General features: G+C 72.3%; 25 protein-coding genes. 15 read left to right on the plus strand and 10 right to left on the minus strand.

The annotated features are described in order from the left end of the window. Nucleotides 1–4 precede the first annotated feature (4 nt). A complete protein-coding gene (locus ACWAT2_RS02630) occupies nucleotides 5–877 on the minus strand; it encodes an AraC family transcriptional regulator (RefSeq protein WP_402371284.1) in 873 nt (290 codons plus the stop codon). A 78-nt stretch (nucleotides 878–955) separates the two neighbouring features. On the opposite strand from ACWAT2_RS02630, the gene ACWAT2_RS02635 reads away from it, so the two are divergent. Next, entirely contained in the window at nucleotides 956–1414 is a 459-nt protein-coding gene (locus ACWAT2_RS02635; protein WP_402371282.1) for a VOC family protein, read from the plus strand. Nucleotides 1415–1477: 63 nt separating this feature from the next. Next, nucleotides 1478–2083 carry a GrpB family protein gene (locus ACWAT2_RS02640; protein WP_402371280.1) on the plus strand — a complete coding sequence of 202 codons (606 nt, stop codon included), beginning with the start codon at nucleotides 1478–1480 and terminating at the stop codon, nucleotides 2081–2083. 20 nt (nucleotides 2084–2103) lie between these two features. On the opposite strand, the gene ACWAT2_RS02645 is transcribed toward ACWAT2_RS02640, so the two are convergent. The 7 genes from ACWAT2_RS02645 to ACWAT2_RS02675 form a co-directional block, all read right to left on the minus strand. Further along, nucleotides 2104–3435: a deoxyguanosinetriphosphate triphosphohydrolase gene (locus ACWAT2_RS02645; RefSeq protein ID WP_402371278.1), complete on the minus strand. Its 1332-nt coding sequence runs from the start codon at nucleotides 3433–3435 to the stop codon at nucleotides 2104–2106. A gap of 33 nt (nucleotides 3436–3468) precedes the next feature. Continuing rightward, a complete protein-coding gene (locus tag ACWAT2_RS02650) occupies nucleotides 3469–4227 on the minus strand; it encodes a metallophosphoesterase family protein (RefSeq protein ID WP_480048424.1) in 759 nt (252 codons plus the stop codon). Between the two features lie 9 nt (nucleotides 4228–4236). Further along, entirely contained in the window at nucleotides 4237–4752 is a 516-nt protein-coding gene (locus tag ACWAT2_RS02655; protein ID WP_402371275.1) for a mycothiol transferase, read from the minus strand. Between the two features lie 41 nt (nucleotides 4753–4793). After that, nucleotides 4794–5366 (minus strand): hypothetical protein, encoded by a 573-nt coding sequence (locus ACWAT2_RS02660; protein ID WP_402371273.1) that lies wholly within the window; start codon nucleotides 5364–5366, stop codon nucleotides 4794–4796. A gap of 54 nt (nucleotides 5367–5420) precedes the next feature. Beyond that, a complete protein-coding gene (locus ACWAT2_RS02665) occupies nucleotides 5421–6335 on the minus strand; it encodes a sugar ABC transporter permease (RefSeq protein ID WP_402371272.1) in 915 nt (304 codons plus the stop codon). 1 nt (nucleotide 6336) lies between these two features. Then, nucleotides 6337–7974: an ABC transporter permease subunit gene (locus ACWAT2_RS02670; RefSeq protein WP_402371269.1), complete on the minus strand. Its 1638-nt coding sequence runs from the start codon at nucleotides 7972–7974 to the stop codon at nucleotides 6337–6339. Nucleotides 7975–8042: 68 nt separating this feature from the next. Next, the gene (locus tag ACWAT2_RS02675; RefSeq protein ID WP_402371267.1) at nucleotides 8043–9290 is read right to left on the minus strand and encodes a sugar ABC transporter substrate-binding protein; all 1248 of its coding nucleotides are present in this window, start codon (nucleotides 9288–9290) and stop codon (nucleotides 8043–8045) included. A gap of 193 nt (nucleotides 9291–9483) precedes the next feature. Between ACWAT2_RS02675 and ACWAT2_RS02680 the strand changes: the two genes are divergently transcribed. Further along, complete coding sequence (locus ACWAT2_RS02680) at nucleotides 9484–10506, plus strand: LacI family DNA-binding transcriptional regulator (RefSeq protein WP_402371265.1); 1023 nt, start codon at nucleotides 9484–9486, stop codon at nucleotides 10504–10506. 138 nt (nucleotides 10507–10644) lie between these two features. Then, nucleotides 10645–12393 (plus strand): glycoside hydrolase family 13 protein, encoded by a 1749-nt coding sequence (locus ACWAT2_RS02685; RefSeq protein ID WP_402371264.1) that lies wholly within the window; start codon nucleotides 10645–10647, stop codon nucleotides 12391–12393. Between the two features lie 46 nt (nucleotides 12394–12439). On the opposite strand, the gene dusB is transcribed toward ACWAT2_RS02685, so the two are convergent. After that, the gene (gene dusB / locus ACWAT2_RS02690) at nucleotides 12440–13693 is read right to left on the minus strand and encodes a tRNA dihydrouridine synthase DusB (RefSeq protein ID WP_402371261.1); all 1254 of its coding nucleotides are present in this window, start codon (nucleotides 13691–13693) and stop codon (nucleotides 12440–12442) included. Nucleotides 13694–13850: 157 nt separating this feature from the next. Between dusB and ACWAT2_RS02695 the strand changes: the two genes are divergently transcribed. Beyond that, nucleotides 13851–14000: a hypothetical protein gene (locus tag ACWAT2_RS02695; protein WP_402371258.1), complete on the plus strand. Its 150-nt coding sequence runs from the start codon at nucleotides 13851–13853 to the stop codon at nucleotides 13998–14000. Nucleotides 14001–14094: 94 nt separating this feature from the next. On the opposite strand, the gene ACWAT2_RS02700 is transcribed toward ACWAT2_RS02695, so the two are convergent. Then, nucleotides 14095–15483 (minus strand): glycine--tRNA ligase, encoded by a 1389-nt coding sequence (locus ACWAT2_RS02700; RefSeq protein WP_402371255.1) that lies wholly within the window; start codon nucleotides 15481–15483, stop codon nucleotides 14095–14097. A 165-nt stretch (nucleotides 15484–15648) separates the two neighbouring features. Between ACWAT2_RS02700 and ACWAT2_RS02705 the strand changes: the two genes are divergently transcribed. From ACWAT2_RS02705 to ACWAT2_RS02750, 10 genes are all read left to right on the plus strand, one after another. After that, nucleotides 15649–15774 carry a hypothetical protein gene (locus ACWAT2_RS02705; protein WP_402371252.1) on the plus strand — a complete coding sequence of 42 codons (126 nt, stop codon included), beginning with the start codon at nucleotides 15649–15651 and terminating at the stop codon, nucleotides 15772–15774. Then, on the plus strand, nucleotides 15771–16175 hold the full coding sequence (locus ACWAT2_RS02710; RefSeq protein ID WP_402371250.1) for a type II toxin-antitoxin system VapC family toxin: 405 nt from the start codon (nucleotides 15771–15773) through the stop codon (nucleotides 16173–16175). Before ACWAT2_RS02705 ends, ACWAT2_RS02710 begins: the two co-directional genes overlap by 4 nt. Nucleotides 16176–16252: 77 nt before the next feature. After that, nucleotides 16253–17206 (plus strand): metal ABC transporter substrate-binding protein, encoded by a 954-nt coding sequence (locus ACWAT2_RS02715; RefSeq protein WP_402371247.1) that lies wholly within the window; start codon nucleotides 16253–16255, stop codon nucleotides 17204–17206. Next, on the plus strand, nucleotides 17203–18006 hold the full coding sequence (locus ACWAT2_RS02720) for a metal ABC transporter ATP-binding protein (protein ID WP_402371244.1): 804 nt from the start codon (nucleotides 17203–17205) through the stop codon (nucleotides 18004–18006). The genes ACWAT2_RS02715 and ACWAT2_RS02720 overlap by 4 nt, the downstream gene beginning before the upstream one ends. 14 nt (nucleotides 18007–18020) lie before the next feature. Further along, nucleotides 18021–18929, plus strand: a complete 909-nt coding sequence (locus ACWAT2_RS02725; protein ID WP_402372077.1) for a metal ABC transporter permease — start codon at nucleotides 18021–18023, stop codon at nucleotides 18927–18929. Beyond that, the gene (locus tag ACWAT2_RS02730; protein WP_402371242.1) at nucleotides 18926–19354 is read left to right on the plus strand and encodes a Fur family transcriptional regulator; all 429 of its coding nucleotides are present in this window, start codon (nucleotides 18926–18928) and stop codon (nucleotides 19352–19354) included. Before ACWAT2_RS02725 ends, ACWAT2_RS02730 begins: the two co-directional genes overlap by 4 nt. Before the next feature lie 14 nt (nucleotides 19355–19368). Then, nucleotides 19369–19929 (plus strand): DedA family protein, encoded by a 561-nt coding sequence (locus tag ACWAT2_RS02735; protein ID WP_402371239.1) that lies wholly within the window; start codon nucleotides 19369–19371, stop codon nucleotides 19927–19929. Between the two features lie 57 nt (nucleotides 19930–19986). Continuing rightward, a complete protein-coding gene (locus ACWAT2_RS02740) occupies nucleotides 19987–21024 on the plus strand; it encodes a FecCD family ABC transporter permease (protein ID WP_402371236.1) in 1038 nt (345 codons plus the stop codon). Nucleotide 21025: 1 nt separating this feature from the next. Then, complete coding sequence (locus tag ACWAT2_RS02745; RefSeq protein WP_402371233.1) at nucleotides 21026–22054, plus strand: FecCD family ABC transporter permease; 1029 nt, start codon at nucleotides 21026–21028, stop codon at nucleotides 22052–22054. Then, nucleotides 22051–22953 carry an ABC transporter ATP-binding protein gene (locus tag ACWAT2_RS02750; RefSeq protein WP_402371231.1) on the plus strand — a complete coding sequence of 301 codons (903 nt, stop codon included), beginning with the start codon at nucleotides 22051–22053 and terminating at the stop codon, nucleotides 22951–22953. Before ACWAT2_RS02745 ends, ACWAT2_RS02750 begins: the two co-directional genes overlap by 4 nt. The last annotated feature ends 90 nt before the right edge of the window (nucleotides 22954–23043 follow it).

Genomic DNA, 23043 nt, shown 5'->3' on the forward strand with positions numbered 1-23043 from the left:
GAGTCTATGCCCGGGAGAGAGCCCCCTCCCGCGCTCGTGCACAACGCCGGGCGTAGGCGGCCGGTGTCGTGCCGAGGACGCGGGCGAAGTCGGCCCCGAGGTGCGCCTGGTCGTAGTAGCCGACCGTTGTCGCCAGCATGGCGAGGTCGGCCGAGGGGTCCGCTGCGAGCGCCTCCGCCGCCACGTGCACCCGGTGGCGCGCCAGCACCCACTTGGGGCTCACGCCGACCCAGTGGGCGAACAGCCGCTGCAGCGTGCGTGGTGTGGTCCCGGCGAGCGTCGCGAGGTCGGGCACGGTGGCGTGCGGGCCGACGGCGCCGCTCACGACCGCGCTCAGCACGTCGGCCACCTGGGCGAGCGCCGCGGCCGACCGCCGGGTGCGCCCGCGCTCCGCGGCGGCGAGCAGCAGGGGCGTCACCGCGGCGACCGCCTCGGCGTCGCGCCCGTCCCGCGCCGCGAGGACGGCTGCTGCTCCCGCGGTGCCGGCCGCCGGTCCGAGCACCCGTTCGGCGGGCAGCACGACGTCGGGCCGGACGGAGTCCGGGTGGTCGACCAGCAGGCGCAGCGCTCCGGGGCGGAGCTTGGTCCCGACGACGGCGCCGCTCCCTCGCAGCGTCCGGTCGAACAGCCCGGAGGGGATGCCGTGTGCGGCGAACACGTCGGCCTCGGCGACGACATTGGCGTGCGGGTGCGGGATGACGGTCTGAGTGAACTCCGCGCCGGGCGGCAGGTCCCAGCGGATCACCCAGTGCCGCTCGACGACGTCGGCCAGGTCGGGTGCCGGCTCCAGCCGGACGAGCTCGAACGCGCGGCGCGCCGCCGCCGGGTCCACGATGCCCGCCTCGCCCCGTGGCCCGGGCACCGGTCGCTCGAACACCTGTCGCATTCTTCCAAGAATGGCACGCACCGCCGACAGCACCATGGGAGCACGACCACCACCAGACCGGGAGGAACCATGGACCTGTCCCCGCTGCACCCCAACCTGACCGTCGCCGACCCCCGTGCCGCCATCGACTTCTACGTCGCCGGCCTCGGCGCCGAGCTCCTCGACGAGATCACCGCCGGCGACGCGATCATCCACTCCGACCTGAGGATCACGACGGCGCGCGGCAGCTCGACGTTCACCGTGGCCGCGGCGTTCCCGGGGGCCGGCGCCGTCGCTCCCGAGCCGGACGGCGGCACGACGGCGTCGTTCACGCTGCACGTCGAGGACACCGACGCCGCGCACGACCGCGCCGTCGCGGCGGGCGCCACCAGCGTGCAGCCTCCGGAGGACTGGTTCCCCGGCTTCCGGCAGGCCGCCGTGCGATGCCCGGCCGGGCACCGCTGGTTCCTCGTGACCGTCGCCGACCACGTCACCACCGCGGACATCCAGCGGGCCAGCGACGCGTGGATGGCCGACCAGCAGTCGTGACGTCGTTGCGGCGACGGGCCGGTGCCGCACCGGCGCCGCCCGCGTCCGGATAGGGTGCGGAGAATGCCCACCGCCGCGCAGATCGTGACCTTCGACGACGCACCCGGACCACCCGGCAGCACGCCGTGGGTGGACGGCGCCCTCCTCGAGACCGACGTGGCGATCGCCGACCACGACCCGGCCTGGGCAGACCGCTTCGCGCAGGTCGAGAGCCTGGTCCGCGGGGCGCTGGACTTCCGCGCGCTCGTCGTGGAGCACGTGGGGTCCACCGCGGTGCCGGGCCTGCCGGCCAAGCCGATCATCGACATCGACCTCACGGTCGCCGACTGCACCGACGAGCAGGCGTACGTGCCCGCCCTGACCGCTGCCGGGTTCGTGCTCCGCGTGCGCGAGCCGTGGTGGTACGAGCACCGGTGCCTCCGCCACGACGGCCTGCCGACCAACCTGCACGTCTGGTCCCCGGGGAGCCCGGAGGCGTTCCGGCACCGCCTGTTCCGCGACTGGCTGCGCTCCGCGCCCGAGGACCGCGCCCGCTACGGGCACGCCAAGCTCGCAGCGGCCGAGGCGGCGAACGCGGCCGGAGAGCACGTCATGCAGTACAACGCCCGCAAGCAGCAGGTCGTGCGGGAGATCTACGCGCGCGCCTTCGCCGCGGCAGGGCTCGTCTGACCCGCCGGCCCGGTACGCGGTCAGTCGCCGCGCACCAGCCGCGCGTGCAGCTGCATCGCCGAGACGTCGGTGAGCGAGGCCACCTGGTCGACGACGACGCGCAGCCGGGCGTCGTCGTCGGCCGCCTCGGCCCAGTCGGCCGCGAAGGCCGGCTCCAGCGCCACCGGCGCCCGGTCCGCGATCGCCGTCACCAGGTCGGCGATGATCTCCCGCTGCGCACCGTAGACCGGCTCGGACTCGCGCGGCGCCATCACGTAGGTCACGGCCACGCCCTTGAGCGCGAGGATCTCGTCGGCCGTGTCGTCCGGGACCACCAGCCGGGCGGAGTACCGGGTGAGCGGGCCGTCGCCGTAGACGTCACGCGTCGCGCGCTGCGCCGCGCCGCTGAACCGGCCGATGAGCTGGCTCGTGGCGTCCTTGAGCGCGGCGAGCGACCGCCGTGAGCCGTCGAAGTCGGTCACGAGATGGCCGGTGCCCAGCAGCCGGCACAGGGCGGCGTCGAGCGCCTCGGGGTCGTGCCAGTCGCCGTACCAGGACCGCACGTGCTCCACCACCCGCCGGCGCTCGGACTCGTCGTCCAGCAGGCGCAGGTCCACCCGGCCGCCGACCACGGCGTCCTCGACGTCGTGCACCGAGTAGCTGATGTCGTCGGCCAGGTCCATCACCTGGGCCTCCATGCAGCGCACTCCCCCGCGCGGCGCTCCCTGGCGCAGCCACGCGAACACCGGGGCGTCGTCCGGGTAGACACCGAACTTGTGGGTGGAGCGGCCGTCGGGCCGTGGCGGTCCCTCGCCGAGACGCCACGGGTACTTGACGCTGGCGTCCAGCGAGGCACGCGTGAGGTTCAGACCGCGGGGGGCGCCGTCGTCGGCGATGATCTTCGGCTCGAGGCGGGTCAGGAGCCGCAACGTCTGGGCGTTGCCCTCGAACCCGCCGATGCCGGCCGCGATGTCCGCGAGCGCCCGCTCGCCGTTGTGCCCGAACGGCGGGTGGCCGAGGTCGTGCGTCAGGCAGGCCGTGTCCACGAGGTCGGGGTCGCAGCCCAGCGCGCGGCCCATCTCGCGCCCCACCTGGGCGACCTCGAGGGAGTGGGTCAGGCGCGTCCGTACGAAGTCGTCGCTGCCGGGGGTGAGCACCTGGGTCTTGGCGCCGAGGCGGCGCAGCCCCGAGGAGTGCACCACCCGCGCCCGGTCCCGCTCGAAGGGCGTGCGGTGCTTCGACTTGGCGGGCTCGACCGCCCACCGCTCGGTGTCGGCGTCGGTGTACGACGCCGTACCCTCCTCGCCCGGGGCGGGGCGCGGCCCGGTCCCGACGACGGTCGGGTCGAACGCGTCCTGCGAGAACGTCTGCACGGGGAGCAGCCTACCGAGCACCACCGACGGTGCTCACGGCGTCAGCGCCCGGTAGACGGCGGTACGCAGCTCCTGCTCCCAGGCGGCGTACTGCGGCATATCCGCCGCGCGGGCGGCGGCGAGCTCGGCGTCGACGTCGTAAGGCAGCCGCACGAGCTGCAGACCGAACGGAGCGGGGTAGACGGTGTCGGGCACGCCCTCGAGGATCGCGTAGGCGGCGCTCGGCTCGTCGAGGGCGTTGCCGACGCTGCCGACGTTGAACAGCGTGCGGCCGCGGTCCGTCTCGACGTAGGCGTCGTGCACGTCGCCGTAGCCCACCATGTCGGGCTCCGGGCCGGGACCGGTGAGCTCGGTGGCGGCGAACATGCCGGCGAACTCCTCCGGCGTGTGGTGGAAGTGCACGCGCGTGTGCACGCTGGCCGCCGAGGCGTGGAACAGGCGGATGCGCCGACCGGACAGCCGCAGGTCGTGGCACAAGGGTCGGCGCCGGATCGCCGCGAGCCGGTCGGCGCCGACCTCGTCGCGCCACCACACCATCTCCGGTGCGCCGTCGTCGAGGATCTGCGGCAGGAAGTCGTCCCAGTTGCCGCGCACGTTGACCTCGCACACCTCGGTGGTGCGGTCGACGACGGCACGCCCCCGCGGCCCCTTGCCGACGTCGTCCCCGAGGTTGACGACGCGCTCGATGCCGCGCGCCGCGACGTCCGCGAGGACCGCCTCCAGCGCGGTGAGGTTGCCATGGACGTCGGAGATGATCGCGATCCGCTCGGTGGCCACGCCCGATGCTCCCACAGCCGACGGCTACGCCCGCCCCGTCCTCTCGAGGACGCCGCGCAGGTAGTCGATCTGCGCGGCGTGCTCCAGGGAGTCGACGGCGATGCTCACGAGGCGGGCACCGAGCGTCACCGGCGGGTCCCACGACCGGTCGACCACCGTCTCCAGGTCGACGTCGGCCAGACCGGTGAGCACGTCGAGGGACTCGTTCTGGACGTCCTCGACGTAGCCCAGCAGCAGCTCGGCAGGTGCGCGTACCGCTGCGACGTCGTCCGCGGTGTGGCCGTTGCCGGAGTCCTCCGGGCCGAACGGCAGCGCGAACTTCTCGTCCCACGCGCCCGCGGTCCACACCTGTTCACGCTCGCAGGCTTCGGACACCTGCAGGTCCTGCCCCCGTGCGGCGTGCCAGGCGAGCCACGCGATGGTGTTCGACGCCGGGTCGAGCCGTGCCGTCAGGGCGTGGTCGGACACCCCCTCGACGCCACGGCGCAGCGTGGGCCCGATCCGTGCGTACAGGTCCTCCAGCAGCTGCATGCCGTCCATCAGTCCTCCGTGCTTCCGGGTGGTTCGGCTCGGGGCGGGCCTCAGCGTCGGCGGCGGCCGAGCGCCCACCCGGCGGCGAGCGCGACCGCGATCCCGACGACCTGCCCGCCGAGGATCACCTTGTTCAGGTCGAGCACGGGCTGCCAGCGGGCACCCTCCGGCGAGACGACGTAGACGCCGAGCGGCTTGACCTGGAGACCGAAGCCGCCGCCCCCGCCCCCACCTTCGCCCGACCCTTCGCCGTGGGTCTCGGCGCGGATCTCGCCCTGGGCGTCACCGGAGGCGTCACCCGCGTCGGACCCGTTCGCCGAGTCGTCGCCGGGCTCGTCGGCAGCCCTGGAGCGCGAACCGAGCTGGAAGCTCCGGGACCAGCCGCCGAGGTGGCCGGAGCCCTTCCCCGTGCCGGTCCCCTGCCCGGAGCCGTGGCCTGCGCCCGTGCCGCCGCCACCTCCGGAGCCCGTGCCGATCCCGCCCCAGACCTTGGCGACGGGGATGACGAGGTGGCCCTGATGCTCATAGGGCTCGCCGTACGCGCGGCGCACGGAGAACGAGTCGTCGGCGGCGTCGGTGAGGCGCCCGAGATCCGGGGTGTAGCTGCGCGTGTCATCCGTCATGTGCTCAGGCTAGAGCCGGGATGTGACCACCGCCACAGCCCGCGCGGATGTTCGTCAGCCCTTCACCGACCCGGCGGTCAGCCCGCCGACGATGTACTTCTGCAGGAACAGGAACAGCGCGAGGATCGGGATCGTCGAGATGACGGCGCCGGCGGCGAACAACCCCCAGTTGGCCTCGAGCAGGCTGGACACCCACGAGTAGAGGCCGACGGCGAGGGTCCAGTTCGACTCGGACTGCAGCAGCACGCGCGCGATGACGAACTCGCCGAACGTCGCGATGATCGACAGCAGCGCGACGACGGCGAGGATCGGCGTGACCAGCCGCAGGATGATCGTCCAGTAGGTCTGCGCGTGCGTGGCGCCGTCGATCTTCGCGGCCTCGTCCAGCTCGCGCGGGATCGTGTTGAAGAACCCGTACATGAGGAACGTGTTCACGCCCAGCGCCCCGCCCAGGTAGACGCACACGAGCGCCACCTTGGAGTTGAGCCCGAGGGCCGGCACCACCTCTCCGAGGCTGATGAGCAGCAGGAAGATCGCCACGAACGCGAGCATCTGCGGGAACATCTGCACGATCAGCAGCGTCGTGAGCCCGGCCCGGCGGCCCTGGAAGCGGAACCGGCTGAGGGCGTACGCCGCGGCCGCCCCCATCAGCACGGTGCCGATCGAGGTCACCACCGCCACCTGGACCGAGTTGACGAACCAGGACCAGAACGCCGTGCCGGACAGTGCGGCGTAGTTCCCGCCGTCGATCGAGTCGAAGAGCTGGTTGGACCCCGTCAGGGTGCCGCCCTCGGAGAGCGACGCCGAGAGCACGTAGACGATCGGGAACACGGCGTAGACGACGAACACGACGCCGACGACGTGCCGCCAGCCGGTCTCGGCGAACCAGCGTCCGGCGGGCTGCCGACGACGGGACGCCGCCGCCACCGGACGTGCGGCACGGTTCTCGGGGAGCGTGGAGGCGGTCATGTCAGTTGATCTCCTCGAGCGAGCGGGTCCGCTTGAACGCGATGGCCGAGATCGTCGCGATGATCACGAAGATGACGATGGACAGCGCGCTGGCCAGCCCGAAGTTCTTGGGTGCGCTGCCGTCCAGCCCGGCCACGGAGTAGACCATCGTGATGAGGATGTCGGTGTGGCCGAGCGGCACGGAGGCGTCGTCGAACCGCGGCCCGCCGCCGGTGAGCATGTAGATCAGCGCGAAGTTGTTGAAGTTGAACGCGAAGCTCGAGATGAGCAGCGGCGTGGTGGAGACCAGCAGCAGCGGCATCGTCACCGAGCGCCACGTGCGCAGCCGCCCCGCGCCGTCGATCTTGGCCGCCTCCAGCACGTCGGTGGGCAGCGACTGGAGAGCCCCGGTGCAGATGAGGAACATGTAGGGGAACCCCAGCCACAGGTTGACCGCGATGATCGAGAACTTCGCGAGCCAGGGGTCCGTGAGCCACGGGATCGCGGCCCCGCCGAGCAGCACCTGGTTGACGAACCCGAAGCTGCGGTTGAGCAGACCGGACCACAGCAGCGGCGCGACGAACCCGGGGATCGCGTACGGCAGGATCAGCAGCGTGCGGTAGAGCTTGCGGCCCCGGATCGGGGCGTTGAAGACGGTCGCCAGGAACATCCCGAGCAGGAACGTGGTGGCCACCGACGCGAACGCGAACACGAAGGTCCACACCACGACCTGGAAGAACGGGCCCGCGTACCGGGAGTCGGAGAACGCCGTGGTGAAGTTGTCGAACCCGACGAACACGCGCCAGCCCACCTGCAGGGTGGTGCCGTCGGCGGCCTCGAACTGCCCGTCGTCGTTCGGGGCGTAGACCGTCCCGGTGACGGTGTCCGTCATCGTGTCGGCGGCCTCGTCGTAGACGAGAGTCGGCTTGAACGTGTACCCGGTCCGGGCGTCCTGGGTGCGGACGGACCCGTCGTTCGGGTCGTCGGAGACCGGCACCCGCAGGTCGGTGACCTCGCCCTGACGTTCGAGGATCTCCTGGCGGTCCAGGACCTCCCAGCCGTCGACGGCCGTGACCTGTCCGTCCGTCACCGTCGCCTCGACGGGGGCGAGCGCGTCGTCCGCGTCGCCCACCGCCGTCGTGCCGTCCGGACGGACGACGGCGAAGCCGAGGTCGTCGCCGTCGGTCACGACGGTCACGGGCAGGCTGGGCGAGCCCTCGACGCGGCGCTCGTTCTGCGCGAGCAGCGCGGTGATCGCGTCGTCCTTGGTGGAGTTGTGGCCGTCGCCGTAGTTCGTGAAGGCCACCCAGCCGGTGTACGCGATGGTGAAGATCTGGAACGTGAACAGGAAGACCAGGCCGGGCAGCACGTACTTCATCGGCACGGTGCGCCGGGAGAAGTAGACCCAGTTCGCGACGGCGAGCATCGCCACCATCGCGCCCAGGATCACCCAGGACTCCGCGACCCACGCCGACCAGACGACGTAGACGCCGAACGCGTCGATGACGGCCATCAGCGCGAGCTTGACGAGGAACCCGGGGCCGTAGCGCCCGGCCGGGGACTCGTCGCGTCGCGCGGCCCGACGGCGGCGCTCGTCAGGGGGCGGGGTGGCGTCGCCGGACGTCTCGCGGGCGTCGGCGACGTGCTGCAGGTCGGTCATCGGTGGCCTTCCGGGCTCGCGTGCCGGGCCGCGGCGTCACCGCGGCCCGGCACAGGGAGGTCAGGACGTCAGGAGTCGAGCGCGCCCTCGATGTCCGAGATCATCTTGTTCCACGCCTCGGCCGGCTCGGCCTTGCCGGAGATGATGCCGGCCTCGGTCACGCCCCAGAAGGCCCACACCGAACCCATCTCGGGGATGGAGGGCATCGGCACGGCGTCGGCGCCGACCTCGCGGAAGCCCCCGACGATCGGGTCAGACGACGCGGCGTCGGCAGCGGCCGTCAGGGCCGGCGGACGGCCGCCCGCCTCGAAGAGCGCCGTCTGCGCCTCCTCGGTGGACAGGTAGTTGACCAGGAAGTCGTTGGCGAGCAGGGCGTTCTCGCTCTTCGCGCTGACGTAGAAGCCCTGGACGCCGACGAACGGCTGGGCGGGCTCGTCACCGGGAGCCGGGACGGGGTCGATCGCCAGGTCGAGGTCGGAGAACTGCTCGAGCATCCACGGACCCCCCACGATGAAGGGCGACTCGCCGTTGGCGAACGCCTCGACCGCGATGTCGTAGGTGGTGTCGATGGTCAGGTTGCCGGCCTCGCCCTGGTCGGCGAGCCACTGCGCGTAGGCCTCGCCGTTCTCGCCGCCCATGGCGAGCTCCGGGGAGTAGGAGCCGTCGGCGTTCTGCTCGAAGACGGGGGCGCCGAACGACGTCTGGAAGGGGTAGTACGTGTACGGGTCGCCGTTCTCCCCGTCGGACTGGATGAGGAACGGGAACTTCGTCCCCGCGTCCTTGCCGGCGGCGATCGCGTCGTCCCACGTGGCCGGGGCGGAGTCCGCCAGCTCGGTGTTGCGGATCAGGGCGATGTTCTCGATCGCGTACGGCAGGCCGTAGACCTGCTCGTCGGCGGTGAACGCCTGGACGGCGACCTCCTCGAACTCGGCGGCCTTGTCGCCGAGCTCGACGGGTGCCACGACGCCGTTGGTGATGAGCTCGCCGAGCCAGTCGTGCGCTCCGACCGTCACGTCGGGGCCCTCGCCGGTGGGGACCTGCGCGATGAAGTCGGCGCGGATGTCCTCGAACGGCTTGAGGACGAGCTCGACCTCCGCGCCCGTCTCGGCCTCGAAGTCCTCGGCGGCGGCCTCGACGGCAGCCTGCCGGGTCTCGTCGACCCAGACCGTCAGGGCGCCGCCGTCCGCGGCGGTGTCCTCGGCGGCCGACTCCTCGGTGTTCCCCTCGGCTGCCTCACCGGCATCGTCGGTCCCGCCGCACGCCGACAGGGCGAGGGTGGTGACCAGGGCGGAGGCAAGAAGGATGCTCCGTCGCATCGTGGTACTCCCAGCGTCAGAAGGATGGCCCGACGGCTTGGACGCCGGTGGGCCCTGCTGGCGGAGAATCTAGGAGGTTCAGTCGCCTTTTGCAAGATCTTGCAATAACATTTCTGCAACACGACGTACGAACTGGCGTCCAGCCGATGGTCGCCCAGGACGAGGGGGTCCGTTGTCACCTACGATCGGCGGCGTGCGAACCCGACTGAGCGACCTGGCCGAGCAGGCCGGCGTCTCCACCGCAACGGTTTCGCGCGTGCTCAACGGCAAGCCAGGCGTCGCCAGCTCGACGCGACAGGCCGTCCTGGCCGCCCTCGACGTCCTCGGGTACGAGCGGCCCACCGCCCTGCGCGGGCGCTCGGCCGGGCTCGTCGGCCTGGTCGTCCCCGAGCTGACGAACCCCGTCTTCCCCGCCTTCGCGCAGGCCGTCGAATCGATCCTGGCGCAACGCGGCTACACGCCGCTGCTGTGCACCCAGGCACCCGGCGGCACCACGGAGGACGAGTACGTCTCCACGCTGGTGGACCACTCCGTCGACGGCATCGTCTTCATCTCCGGTCTGCATGCGGACACCCGGGCGGACCACACCCGCTACGAGCTGCTGCGCGGACAGGGCATCCCCATCGTGCTGGTCAACGGCTACGCCCCGGGGATCGACGCCCCGTTCGTCTCCCCCGACGACGTCGCCAGCGTGGACGTCGCGGTCCAGCACCTGGTGACGCTGGGTCACCGCCGGATCGGCCTCGCGATCGGGCCCGAGCGGTACGTCCCGGCCCAGCGCAAGGTGGCCGCGTTCATGGCGGCGCTCGTGCGGCACGGGCTGGCCGACGACGAGGCCGACGCGCGCGGCCACGTCACCAGCACGCTGTACACGCTGGAGGGTGGTCAGGCCGCCGCCGCGGAGCTCCTCGCCTCCGGCCACACGGCCGTCGTCTGCGGCTCGGACCTGATGGCCCTCGGGGTCGTGCGGGCTGCCCGGGCGCGCGGGCTCCGCGTCCCGGAGGACGTCTCGGTCGTCGGGTACGACGACGCTCCGCTCATCGCCTTCACCGACCCGCCGCTGACCACCGTGCGCCAGCCGGTCGAGGCGATGGCCCACGCCGCGGTCAGCGCGCTGCTGACCGAGATCGGCGGCGACCCGGCCCCGCGCACGGAGCTGCTGTTCGCACCGGAGCTGGTGGTGCGCGGATCCACGGGCATCGCCCCCCGCGCCTGATTTGCCCGCACCCAGCCTGCCACGCAGGCTGGTCTGCAAGTGCGACACGCCCGGGCGCGCCCCGCGCCAGCGTTGCAAACCTTGCAGCAAGGAATACACTCGACCGACATACCTACCGCCGACTCATCGAGGACCCTCATGGCCACCACCGAGCCGACCCCTCCGACGCCCGCGCCGCTCACCGCCGACGGCACCGTGCACGTCGGATCCGCCGCAGCCCGCGAATGGTGGCGCGACGCCGTCATCTATCAGGTCTACCCGCGCTCCTTCGCGGACGGCAACGGCGACGGCATCGGTGACATCCCGGGCATCACGTCCCGGCTCGACCACCTGCAGACCCTCGGGGTCGACGCCGTCTGGCTCTCGCCGTTCTACCGGTCCCCGCAGAAGGACGCCGGCTACGACGTCGCCGACTACCGCGACGTCGACCCGCTGTTCGGCACCCTCGCCGACTTCGACGCGATGCTGGCCGGCGCCCACGAGCGCGGCATGCGGGTCATCGTCGACCTGGTCCCGAACCACACCTCGGACCAGCACGTCTGGTTCGCCGAGGCGCTGGCCGCCGAGCCCGGGGCGCCCGCGCGCGACCGCTACATCTTCCGCGACGGCCGCGGGCCGGACGGCTCCGAACCGCCCAACAACTGGCAGTCGATCTTCGGCGGCGCGGCCTGGACGCGCGTCGACGACGGCCAGTGGTACCTGCACCTGTTCGACGCCTCCCAGCCCGACCTGGACTGGAACCACCCCGAGGTCCGCGCGGAGTTCGAGGACGTGCTGCGGTTCTGGCTCGACAAGGGCGTGGACGGGTTCCGCATCGACGTCGCCCACGGCATGGTCAAGGCCGACGGCCTGCCGGACTGGCACGGTCACGTCTCGATGGTCGAGGGCAGCGCCGCCGAGGAGGACCAGCCCGTCGACCCCGGCGCGCCCGAGGACGGCTCCACCGGTGCCGGCAACCAGGGCCCGATGTTCGACCAGGACGGCGTCCACGAGATCTACCGGTCCTGGCACCGCGTGCTCGCCGAGTACGACGGCGACCGCTGCCTCGTGGCCGAGGCATGGGTGGAGCCCCTCTCCCGCCTGGCGCGCTACGTGCGACCGGACGAGATGCACCAGGCGTTCAACTTCTCGTTCCTGACCACCGCGTGGGACGCGGCCGCTCTGCGCCGCGTGATCGCGGCGTCGTACCGTGCCAACGACGAGGTGGGCGCCCCCACGACGTGGGTCCTGTCCAACCACGACGTGGTGCGCCACGCCACCCGCCTCGGGCTGCCGGAGGTGGGCGTGCGCCCGAACGGCGTGTTCGCGACCGACCCGCAGCCCGACGAGGAGCTGGGTCTGCGCCGGGCGCGGGCCGCCTCGCTGCTCATGCTCGGCCTGCCTGGCTCGGCCTACATCTACCAGGGCGAGGAGCTCGGCCTGCCCGAGCACACGACACTGCCGAACGAGGTGCGCCAGGACCCCGGACACTTCCGCACCGGTGGCGCCGAGGCCGGCCGCGACGGCTGCCGCGTGCCGCTGCCCTGGGAGGCCGACGCCCCCGGGTACGGGTTCGGACCGTCCGGTGAGACCTGGCTCCCCCAGCCCGAGTCCTACGGCCGCTACGCCGCCGACACCCAGTACGGCGTCGACGGCTCGACGTTCGAGCTGTACCGGGCGGCGCTGGCGACGCGGCGCGCCGAAGGGCTCGGGCACGGCGGGCTGACCTGGCTCGAGGCCTGGGCCGACTCCCCCGACGTCGTGGCGTTCGTCGACCGTGGCGTCGCCGTCGTGGCGAACCTGGGATCCGATCCGGTCGCGCTGCCCGAGAACGAGGTGCTCCTTGCCTCCGGCGACCTTGCCGAGGGCATGCTCCCGGCCGACACGACGGTCTGGCTGCGCGTCTGACGCTCCGAGGGTTCGCGCCGAGGTAGTGGGGCGGTCTCGGCGGGGATCAGCCGCCGGAGACGCTCAGCTCGGCCTCGCGCAGCTTCGCCTCGAACTCGGCGTCCAGCTCGCGCGAGTCCAGCCAGCCGTAGGGCAGGTGCGGCTTCTTCGGCGTGCCGGCGCGCCCGCGCGGCCCTTCGGCGTCGGCCCCCGGGTAGCCGAGCGTGAGGTCGAGCGTGTCGAGGAGCGTACGCAGCTCGTCGAGCGTGGACACCATCGCCAGCTCACGGCGGGTCTCGCCGCCGACGGCGTAGCCCTTGAGGTACCAGGCCATGTGCTTGCGCAGGTCGCGCATCGCCTTGGACTCGTCGCCGTCGTAGTAGGAGATCATCAGCTCGCCGTGGCGGTGGATCGTCCCGGCCACCTCGCGCAGACCGGGCCGCACCCGCTGGTCGGAGCCGTTGAAGGCGGCGGCCAGATCGGCGAACAGCCAGGGGCGGCCCTGGCAGCCGCGGCCGACGACGACACCGTCGGCGCCGGTCTCGCGGACCATGCGCAGTGCGTCCTCGGCGGACCAGATGTCACCGTTGCCGAGCACCGGCACCGTGGTCACGGCCTCCTTGAGGCGAGCGACAGCGGACCAGTCCGCCGTCCCGGAGTAGTGCTCCGCCGCCGTGCGGGCGTGCAGCGCGACGGCGGCCACCCCGAGGGACGCGGCCGTCCGGCCGGCGTCGAGGTACGTCAGGTGGTCGTCGTCGATGCCCTTGCGCATCTTGACCGTCACGGGGACGCCGTACGGCTCGGCGGCGTCCACGGCGGCGCGCACGATGTCGCTGAAGAGCTGCTTCTTCCACGGCAGCGCGGAGCCGCCGCCCTTGCGGGTCACCTTGGGGACGGGGCAGCCGAAGTTGAGGTCCACATGGTCCGCGCGGTCCTCGCTCGCGATGATCTTCACGGCGGCGCCGACGGTCGCGGGGTCGACGCCGTAGACCTGCGCCGAGCGCGGCGTCTCGTCGTCGCCGAAGGTGACGATGCGCAGCGCCTCGGTGTTGCGCTCCACGAGCGCCCGGCTCGTGACCATCTCCGCCACGTAGAGCCCCGGGTCGAACCCGGTGGAGCGGCCGGCCTCGCGGCACAGCGTGCGGAAGGCGCGGTTGGTGACGCCGGCCATGGGTGCGAGGACCACGGGCGTGCCGACGGTGATCGGCCCGATCTGCAGCGGGGGCAGCACGCGCGTGCCCGACGACGGAGCCCCGGTCGCGGTGGCGGGCTGCGGCGTCGTCGTGCTGACGGGTTCGAGCGTGGAAGTCACATCCGCCATTGTCGCAAACGTCTCCCGGCGACACCGGGCCGTCAGAGCCTCCCGGATGCGTGACACCGGTCACCGGACGATCGCTCGACGTGCCTGCACAGCGATCCTGTGCCAGGTTCGGAACATGTCGCGACAAAAACTGTCGTGACGGACGAAGGAGGTCGACATGCCCCTCTGGCTGATTCTGATCCTGATCGGCGTGGTGCTGGTCATTCTCGGTGTTGCGACCGAGATCGGGATGTTCCTGCTCTGGATCGGCGTCGCGGTCCTGGTCGTCAGCCTCGTGCTGGCGCTCATGAGGCGCGCCAAGACCTGATCGTCGTCTTGACGTGCTCCCGCCCGAGTGCGGGAGCAGAACGGGGGCCGTCCACTCGGGACGGCCCCCGTTCGCGTGCTCGGGCGGATCAGCCTCAGACGCCTGGCATCCGCTGGGCGAGGTAGCCCGCGACCTGGTCGAGCGCGACACGCTCCTGGGCCATGGTGTCCCGGTCACGGATCGTGACGGCCTGGTCCTCGAGGGTGTCGAAGTCGACCGTCACGCAGTACGGCGTGCCGATCTCGTCCTGACGGCGATACCGCTTGCCGATCGCCTGGGTGACGTCGTGGTCGACGTTCCAGTGCTGGCGCAGCTCGGCGGCGAGCTTGTCCGCCGTGGGCAGCAGGTCGGCGCTCTTGGACAGCGGCAGCACGGCGGCCTTGACCGGCGCGATGCGCTTGTCGAGACGCAGCACGGTGCGCTTGTCGACGCCGCCCTTGGTGTTGGGGGCCTCGTCCTCGGCGTAGGCCTCGACGAGGAACGCCATGAGCGACCGCGTCAGGCCGGCGGCCGGCTCGATGACGTACGGGAAGTACTTCTCGTTGGTCACCGGGTCGCGGTACATCAGGTCCTTGCCCGAGTGCTTCGCATGCGTGCTGAGGTCGAAGTCGGTGCGGTTCGCGATGCCCTCGAGCTCGCCCCACTCGCTGCCGGTGAACCCGAAGCGGTACTCGATGTCCACGGTGCGGGTCGAGTAGTGCGAGAGCTTGTCCTCGGGGTGCTCGTACAGGCGCAGGTTCTCCGGGTCGATGCCCAGGTCGGTGTACCAGGCCATGCGCGTGTCGATCCAGTACTGGTGCCACTCGGCGTCCGAGCCCGGCTCGACGAAGAACTCCATCTCCATCTGCTCGAACTCGCGCGTGCGGAAGATGAAGTTGCCCGGCGTGATCTCGTTGCGGAACGACTTGCCGATCTGCGCGATGCCGAACGGCGGCTTCTGGCGGGACGCGGCGGCCACGTTGGCGAAGTTCACGAAGATGCCCTGCGCCGTCTCGGGACGCAGGTAGTGGCGGCCCGACTCGTCCTCGACCGGGCCGAGGTACGTCGAGAGCATCATGTTGAAGTCGCGCGGCTCGGTCCACTCGCCGCGGGTGCCACAGTTCGGGCAGGCGATCTCGGCGAGCCCGCCCTCAGGCGCGCGGCCCTTGCGCTCGGTGAACTCCTCGATCATCTGGTCCTCGCGGAACCGCTTGTGGCAGCTCAGGCACTCGGTCAGCGGGTCGGTGAACGCACCGAGGTGGCCGGAGGCCTTCCACACGGGGGTGGGCAGGATGACGGCCGAGTCCAGGCCGACGACGTCGGGCCGGCGGGTCATCGCCTTCCACCACTGCCGCTTGATGTTGTCCTTGAGCTCCACGCCCAGCGGGCCGTAGTCCCACGCGGAGCGGGTCCCGCCGTAGATCTCGCCGGACTGGAAGACGAACCCCCGGCGCTTGGCGAGGGAGACGACGGCGTCGAGCTGGGCGGTCGCGGATGCAGCCACGGATCACTCCTGAGGTCGACCCCGCAGGTGGCTCCTGCGGGGCGGGTGTGCACGGTAGGTCGGCGCCTGCGAACTGCCGGCGGCGCCGGTCTGCCAGCCTACCGGGCGGGGCGGAGCGAGCCTGCGACCCGACTGCTGACACACCTGATCGAAGAGGGCGCCACCGTGATCGAGCAGGAGTGCGGCTCTCGCGATGTCGAGCACGATCGGGCCGTGGAGGAGCTCACCTCCTTGGCCGCCTTCTACTCGAAGGGATACCTGGACGACGTGCGTGAAGGGTGGGGCGAGTGATCGTCGCCGACGCGAACGTCGTGATCGCCGCAGCCCAACCGGACCACGTCCACCACTCAGGTGCCCGACGCATCGTGCGGGAACACGGACTCGAGCACATCGCGATGCACTCCCTGACCCTCGCCGAGCTCCTCGTCGGCCCGGCCCGCGTGGGTGCTCACGCCTCAGTCCGCGCGAAGCTCGCCGAAGCCGGGTTCGCGCTCTCCCCTCAGGGCGACCCGGCGCCGGAAGCGCTCGCCGTGGTGCGGGCCGAGACGTCGTTGAAGATGCCTGCCGCATGCGTGCTCGCACTCGCCGAGCACCTCGACGTTGCTCTCGCCACCTTCGACCAACGCTTGGCCCGCGAGGCCGGGGCGCGTGGGAGGCACGTCTACGGACTCGAGTCGGGCTACCACGCCTGACACTCGGCGCGCAGCGTGACGAACGCCCCACCCGACCTCTTTGACAGAGGTTCCTGCCAAGGCTGAGAATGGTTCTCATGCCCCGACGCCTCGCGCTGCCCGTCGCAGCCGCCCTGCCCCTCGCTCTCGTCCTGGCCGCCTGCGGCACCGACGGTGTGGGTACCGGAGCCGACGGCACGGGCGACGGGATGCAGGTGCTCGCCTCCTTCTACCCGCTGCAGTACGTGGCCGAGCAGGTCGGCGGCGACCTGGTGAGCGTCGACAACCTCACTCCCCCGGCCGCCGAGCCGCACGACCTCGAGCTCGCGCCCTCCCAGGTGCGCGAGGTCGGTGACGCCGACCTGGTCGTCTTCCAGTCCGGGTTCCAGCCGGCCGTCGACGAGGCCGTCGAGGCCCGCGCCCCCGAGCACGTGGTGGACGCCGCCGAGCTCGTCACGCTGGAGGAGAACCCCGGGTCCGCCGAGCACGCGGACGAGGAATCCGGCGACACCCACGATCACGGCAACACCGACCCGCACTTCTGGCTCGACCCCACCCTGCTGATCCCCGTGGCCGACGAGGTCGCCACCGAGCTCGGTGCCGCTGACCCGGACAACGCCGCCACCTACACGGCCAACGCGGACGCCCTCCAGGCCACGCTCGAGGACCTCGACACGGAGTACGCCGCCGCGCTGGAGCCGTGCCAGGGCGAGACCCTCGTGACGAGCCACGCCGCGTTCGGGTATCTCGCCGAGCGGTACGGGCTGTCCCAGATCGGCATCTCCGCCCTCGACCCGGAGGCCGAGCCGTCCCCGGCCCGCCTGCGCGAGATCGGCGACGTCGTCGCCGACAACGACGTGCGGACCATCTTCACCGAGACCCTCACCAGCCCGAAGGTCGCCGAGACCCTCGCCGACGACCTCGGCGTGACCACCGCCGTCCTGGACCCGCTGGAGGGCCTGTCCACCGACGCCGCGGAGTCCGGGGCGGACTACCTTTCTGTCATGGACAACAACCTCGCCGCCATCACCGAGGGGCTGGGCTGCGCGTGACCTCTCCCGTCATCGACGCCCGTGACGTGCACGTACGCCTCGGCGCGAGCCACGTGCTGCGCGGCGTGGACCTGCGCGTCGACGCCGGCGAGGTCGTCGCCCTCCTGGGCGCCAACGGGTCCGGGAAGTCGACCCTCGTGCGCACCGTGGTCGGCGTCCTGACCCCGTCGCAGGGCGAGGTCAGCATGCTCGGCCATCCGCTCGGCAACGGCGTGCCCTGGCAGCGCATCGGCTACGTCCCCCAGCGGGTCAGCGCCGCCGCGGGTGTCCCGTCGACGGCGGCCGAGGTCGTCGCCTCCGGGCTGCTGCACGGCCGCCGTCTCGCCCTGCCCCGCGGCTGGCGGAGCCGGGCGCGCGACGCCCTCGACCAGGTCGGCCTCGCCGACCGCGCCGACGACGCCACCAGCCAGCTCTCCGGCGGGCAGCAGCAGCGCGTCCTCATCGCCCGCGCCCTGGTGCGCGAGCCCGAGGTGCTCGTGCTCGACGAACCCGTCGCGGGCGTCGACCGGCCCAGCCAGGAGGCGTTCGCCGCCACCATGACGCGGCTCGTCGGCAGCGGCCTGACCGTGCTCGTCGTCCTGCACGAGCTCGGTGAGCTCGCCGGTCTCGTCACCCGCGCCGTCGTGCTGCGGCACGGCAAGGTGGTGCACGACGGCGCCCCGCCCCGCCCGCACGGCGCCCACGACGCCACGGGCCACGAGCACGTGCACCCGCACACCTCGGAGCTGCCCGTGCAGACGCCGGAGGTCGGCCTCTCCGACGGCCCCCTCGGTACCGGATCGACGGAGGCGGGCTCGTGAGCGAGATCGGCCTCATGCTCACCGACCCCCTCATGCAGCGGGCGCTCGTCGCAGCCCTGCTCGTCGGCGTGAGCGCGCCCGTGGTCGGCACCTACCTGGTGCAGCGCCGGCTCGCGCTGCTCGGTGACGGCATCGGGCACGTCGCCCTCACCGGCGTGGCGCTCGGCTGGCTCGTCGGGGCGGCCCTCGGCCTGGTGCCGGACGACGTCCTGGCCATCCCGGGCGCCGTCGTGGCCGCCGTCGTCGGCTCCGTCCTCATCGAGGTGGTCCGACGGCGCGGGCGCACCTCGGGCGACCTGGCCCTGGCCATCATGTTCTACGGAGGCATCGCCGGCGGCGTGCTCATCATCGGGATCGCCGGCGGCTCCTCGGGAAACCTCATGGCCTACCTGTTCGGGTCGATCTCGACGGTGACCAGCACCGACCTGATCCTGACCGTGGTGCTGTGCGCCCTCATCCTCCTGGTGGGCGTCGGGCTGCGGCCCGCCCTGTTCTCCGTGAGCCACGACGAGGAGTTCGCCATCTCCTCCGGCCTACCCGTCTGGGCGCTCAACATGGCCGTCGCCGTGCTGGCGGCCCTCACCGTCACCGTCGCGATGCGCGTCGTCGGGCTGCTGCTCGTCTCCGCGCTCATGATCGTGCCCGTCGCGATCGGCCAGCTCGTCACCCACTCGTTCCGGCGCACCATGGCCGTCGGCTCGGTGATCGGGGTCGTCGTGTGCGTCGTCGGGCTCAGCATCACCTACTGGTACCCGGTCTCCCCAGGTTCCCTCATCGTGGTCCTGGCCATCGCGGTGTACGCGGTCGTGGCAGGCTTGCACCCGCTGCTGGCCCGCCGCCGGCCGGCACGCGACCCGCACCCCGACATCCCCGACGACGTCGAGGTGGGGACCACCAGCGAAGCAGGAGAGTGCGAAAGATGACCCAGCAGCTGCGCATGACCAAGCAGCGAGCCGCCGTCGCCGGCGCGCTGGACGCCACCGACGAGTTCCGCAGCGCCCAGCAGCTGCACGAGCAGCTGCGCGACCGCGGGGACGCCGTCGGCCTCGCCACCGTCTACCGGACACTGCAGGCGCTCGCCGCCGGCGGCGAGGTGGACGTGCTGCGCACCGACGACGGCGAGGCCCTCTACCGTCGCTGCGCGCGGACCGAGCACCACCACCACCTGGTGTGCCGCTCCTGCGGCCGGGCGGTCGAGATCGACGGGCCCACCGTCGAGTCGTGGGCCGCGCAGGTGGGCGCGTCGCAGGGGTTCACGGACATCGAGCACACGGTGGAGCTCTGGGGCACGTGCACCGACTGCCGACCGTCGGCAGGCAGGAAAGTTAGGCCAGGCATACCTCAGTAGGGCATGATGGCGGCATGCTCGCCGCCCTGACCGCCACCGCGACCGACGAGGTCGGGCGCCATGGCGTCTTCACGCTCGAGGGTTTCCCGTTCTGGGCCGTGTACGTCATCGCGTTCTGCATCGTCATGGCTCGCGCCCAGGCGACGTACTGGCTCGGCCGCGGCGTCGCCCGCGGCATGGGCGGCACCCGAGTGGCACGGCTGCTGGCCTCCCCGCGCGCCGTCCAGGTGATCGACCGCATCCACCGCTGGGGGCCGGCGGCGGTGACCGTGTCCTTCCTCACCGTGGGCATCCAGACCGTCGTCAATCTTGCGGCCGGCTACCTGCGCATGCCGCTCGGGCGCTACCTCATGGCACTGACCCTCGGCTGCCTCCTCTGGGCGGCCATCTGGACCACCGTCGGCACCGCCGTGGTCTACGGCGCGATCCTGCTGTTCCTGCTCGACCCGGCAGCCCTCGGGGCTGCCGGTGCGCTCGCGATCGGGCTCACCGCCTGGCTGTTGCGCCGCCGTCGGGCCCGGGCGGGCGCGGCACGCCCCGTCGCCGCTGTCGAGGCGGCGGCCGAGCGGGGCTGACCTCTCACGGGCCGGACGGGTGCGTGAGCACCCCGAGGCCTGTGTCAGACTTAGGCAATGCTTACCTCACCACCGGTCACGTCCTCGGACGCGGCCCGTCAGGTGGGACAGCGGACCCGTCGCAAGATCGCCGCCTGCGCGGTCGCCCTCGGAGTGCTGGCCCTCATCGTGGTCGCGAGCCTCGTGCTCGGCGTCCGCGACGTCTCGCTGCCCGTCGTCTGGGAGGCACTCACCGCCCCCGCAGCCGGCAACGTGGACCACCAGGTCATCATGGGCCAGCGCGTCCCCCGGGCCCTCGTCGGCCTCGCCGCCGGCCTCGCCCTCGGCGTCACCGGAGCCGTCATCCAAGGCGTCACCCGCAACCCGATCGCCGATCCCGGGCTGCTCGGGCTGAACTCCGGAGCCTCGCTCGCCGTCGTCTGCACGGTCTGGCTGCTCGGGCTGACGGCGCCCTCGCAGTTCGTGTGGTTCGCCTTCCTGGGCGCCGCGGCCGCCGCCGCTCTGGTGTTCTCCATCGGCTCCGGACAGCCGGTGAGGCTCGCCCTCGTCGGCGCAACCGTCACCGCGCTGATCACACCGCTCATCACCCTCGTGCTGCTGCGCGACCCGCAGGCCTTCAACCTCTACCGGTTCTGGGCGGTCGGTTCACTGACCGGCCGCGGGCTCGAGACCCTCCTGGTCGTCCTGCCCTTCGTCGCCGCCGGCACCGTGCTCGCCGCAGGGCTGGCACAGCGGCTCAACATGCTCGCCCTCGGCGACGACGTCGCCCGCGGGCTCGGCCAGCGGGTGGGCGTGACCCGGGCCGTGGCCGGACTGACGATCGTGCTCCTGGCCGGCTCCGCGACGGCGCTCGCCGGCCCGATCGCCCTCGTCGGCCTCGCCGTCCCGCACGCCGCCCGGCGCCTCGTCGGCACGGACTACCGCTGGATCCTCGTGCTCTCCGCGCTGCTCGGGCCGGTCATGCTGCTCGGCGCCGACGTCATCGGCCGCCTGCTGCTGCCCGGCACCGAGCTGGAGGCCGGAGTCGTGGCGGCCGCGATCGGCGCCCCGGTCCTGGTCGCGGTGGCACGTGGCCGCAAGGTCGCGGGGGTGTGAGATGACTGTCCTCACCGCGGCCCAGGACGTGCGCAGCCGTCGCCACCGCCGCAGGGTCGCCGTGCTCGCCTCCCTCGCCGTGCTCGTCGTCGTCCTGACCACCTTGGCACTCACCCTCGGCGCCGCCTCCCTCCCACCCGGGCGCGCCCTGCTCGCCCTGCTCGGGATCGGCGACGACGGCGACCTGTTCGTCGTCCAGCGCCTGCGGCTGCCCCGGGTCGCCACCGCCCTGCTCGCCGGCGCCGCGTTCGGCCTCGCTGGCGCGCTCTTCCAGTCGACCCTGCGCAACCCGCTCGCCAGCCCCGACATCCTGGGGATCGCCAGCGGCGCCTCGGTCGGTGCCGTGGCGGTGCTGCTGGGCCTCGGCATGTCGGGCCTGGCCGTCTCGGTAGGGGCGTTCGTCGGGGCGGCCACCATCGCCCTGCTCATCTGGTTCTTCGCCTGGCGCCAGGGCCTGCACTCGATCCGGTTCGTGCTGGTCGGCGTCGGGTTCGCCTACCTGGCCTCCTCCGTGCTGGCGTGGATGCTCGCGAGCGCCGGGGAGCGCGACGCCGCCGCCGCCCTCGTGTGGACCGTCGGGAGCGTCGCGGACGTCCGGGGCGCCGAGCTGGCCGTCCTGGGCGGCGGGTTGGTCGCCCTGACCGTCGCCGCCGCTGTCGTCTCCCGCTGGCAGCACCCGCTCGCTCTCGGGGACGACCATGCGCGCGGCCTGGGCGTGGCCACAGACTCCGCCCGCGTCATCACCCTCCTCGTCGCCGTGGGGCTCGTTGCCCTGGCCACCGCGACCGTCGGGCCGCTCGCGTTCGTCGCGCTGGTCGCACCGGCCATCGCCCGCCGTCTCACCGACGACGGCGGGCCTGCCCTGTCCGTCTCCGTCGCCACCGGTGCCACGCTGGTCCTGGCTGCCGACATCGTCGCCCAGCACGGTCTGCTCGGGGTCGCCGCCCCGACCGGCATCGTCACGGGCATCGTCGGCGCCCCCTACCTGCTGTGGCTGCTCGCCACCCACGAGAGAAGAACTCGCGCATGATCGACATCCCGCACGGCATCGACGTGGCACGCGCCTCCGACGCCCCGAACGGCCCGAGCACCCGAGCCGGCGACCTCTCGGCGCACGGCGTGTCCATCGGGTACGACGGCCACCCGGTCATCGACGATCTCGACCTCACGCTGCCCCATGGCGTGGTCACGGCGATCGTCGGGCCGAACGCCTGCGGCAAGTCCACGCTCCTGCGTGGGCTGGCACGGCTGCACCCGCTCACCGCCGGTCGCGTGACCCTCGGGGACCGCGACGTGACCGGGATGCCCCGCAAGGAGCTCGCCCGCCTCGTCGGCGTCCTGCCGCAGTCGTCGATCGCCCCTGACGGCGTCCGGGTGGCCGAGCTCGTCTCCCGCGGCCGCTACCCCCATCAAGGCTGGTTCGGGCGGCACAGCAGCGACGACGACGTCGTGGTGCAGCGCTCGCTCGAGGCGACGGGCGTGGCGGACCTCGCCGACCGGCCCGTGGCGGAGCTGTCCGGCGGCCAACGTCAGCGCGTGTGGATCGCGATGGTGCTCGCCCAGGAGACCGACGTGGTGCTCCTGGACGAGCCGACGACGTTCCTCGACGTCACCCACCAGGTGGAGCTGCTCGACCTGCTGCACGACCTCAACCGCGAGCGCGGCACCACGGTGGTGATGGTGCTCCACGAGCTCAACCTCGCCGCCCGCTACGCCGACCACCTGGTCGTGATGAGCGCGGGACGGGTGGTGGCGCAGGGGGCTCCGGCGGAGGTCCTGGACGAGGCCACGGTGCTGTCGGCCTTCGGGCTGGACGCCCGGGTCGTGCCGGACCCGGTCGCCGGCAGCCCGATGATCGTGCCTGTCGGGCGGCACCATCGGCCCGACGGCACGCCGGCTCCGGACGGGTCGACCGAACCGACCTCGTGAGCGACCTCACATCACCGATTGCTCACGAAGCGGTCTCCAGGGTTCCACGTCGTGAGCCAGTGAGGTTAGCCTTGCCTCATTAGCCGTCCC

Source organism: Isoptericola sp. GX10416 (assembly GCF_056590155.1).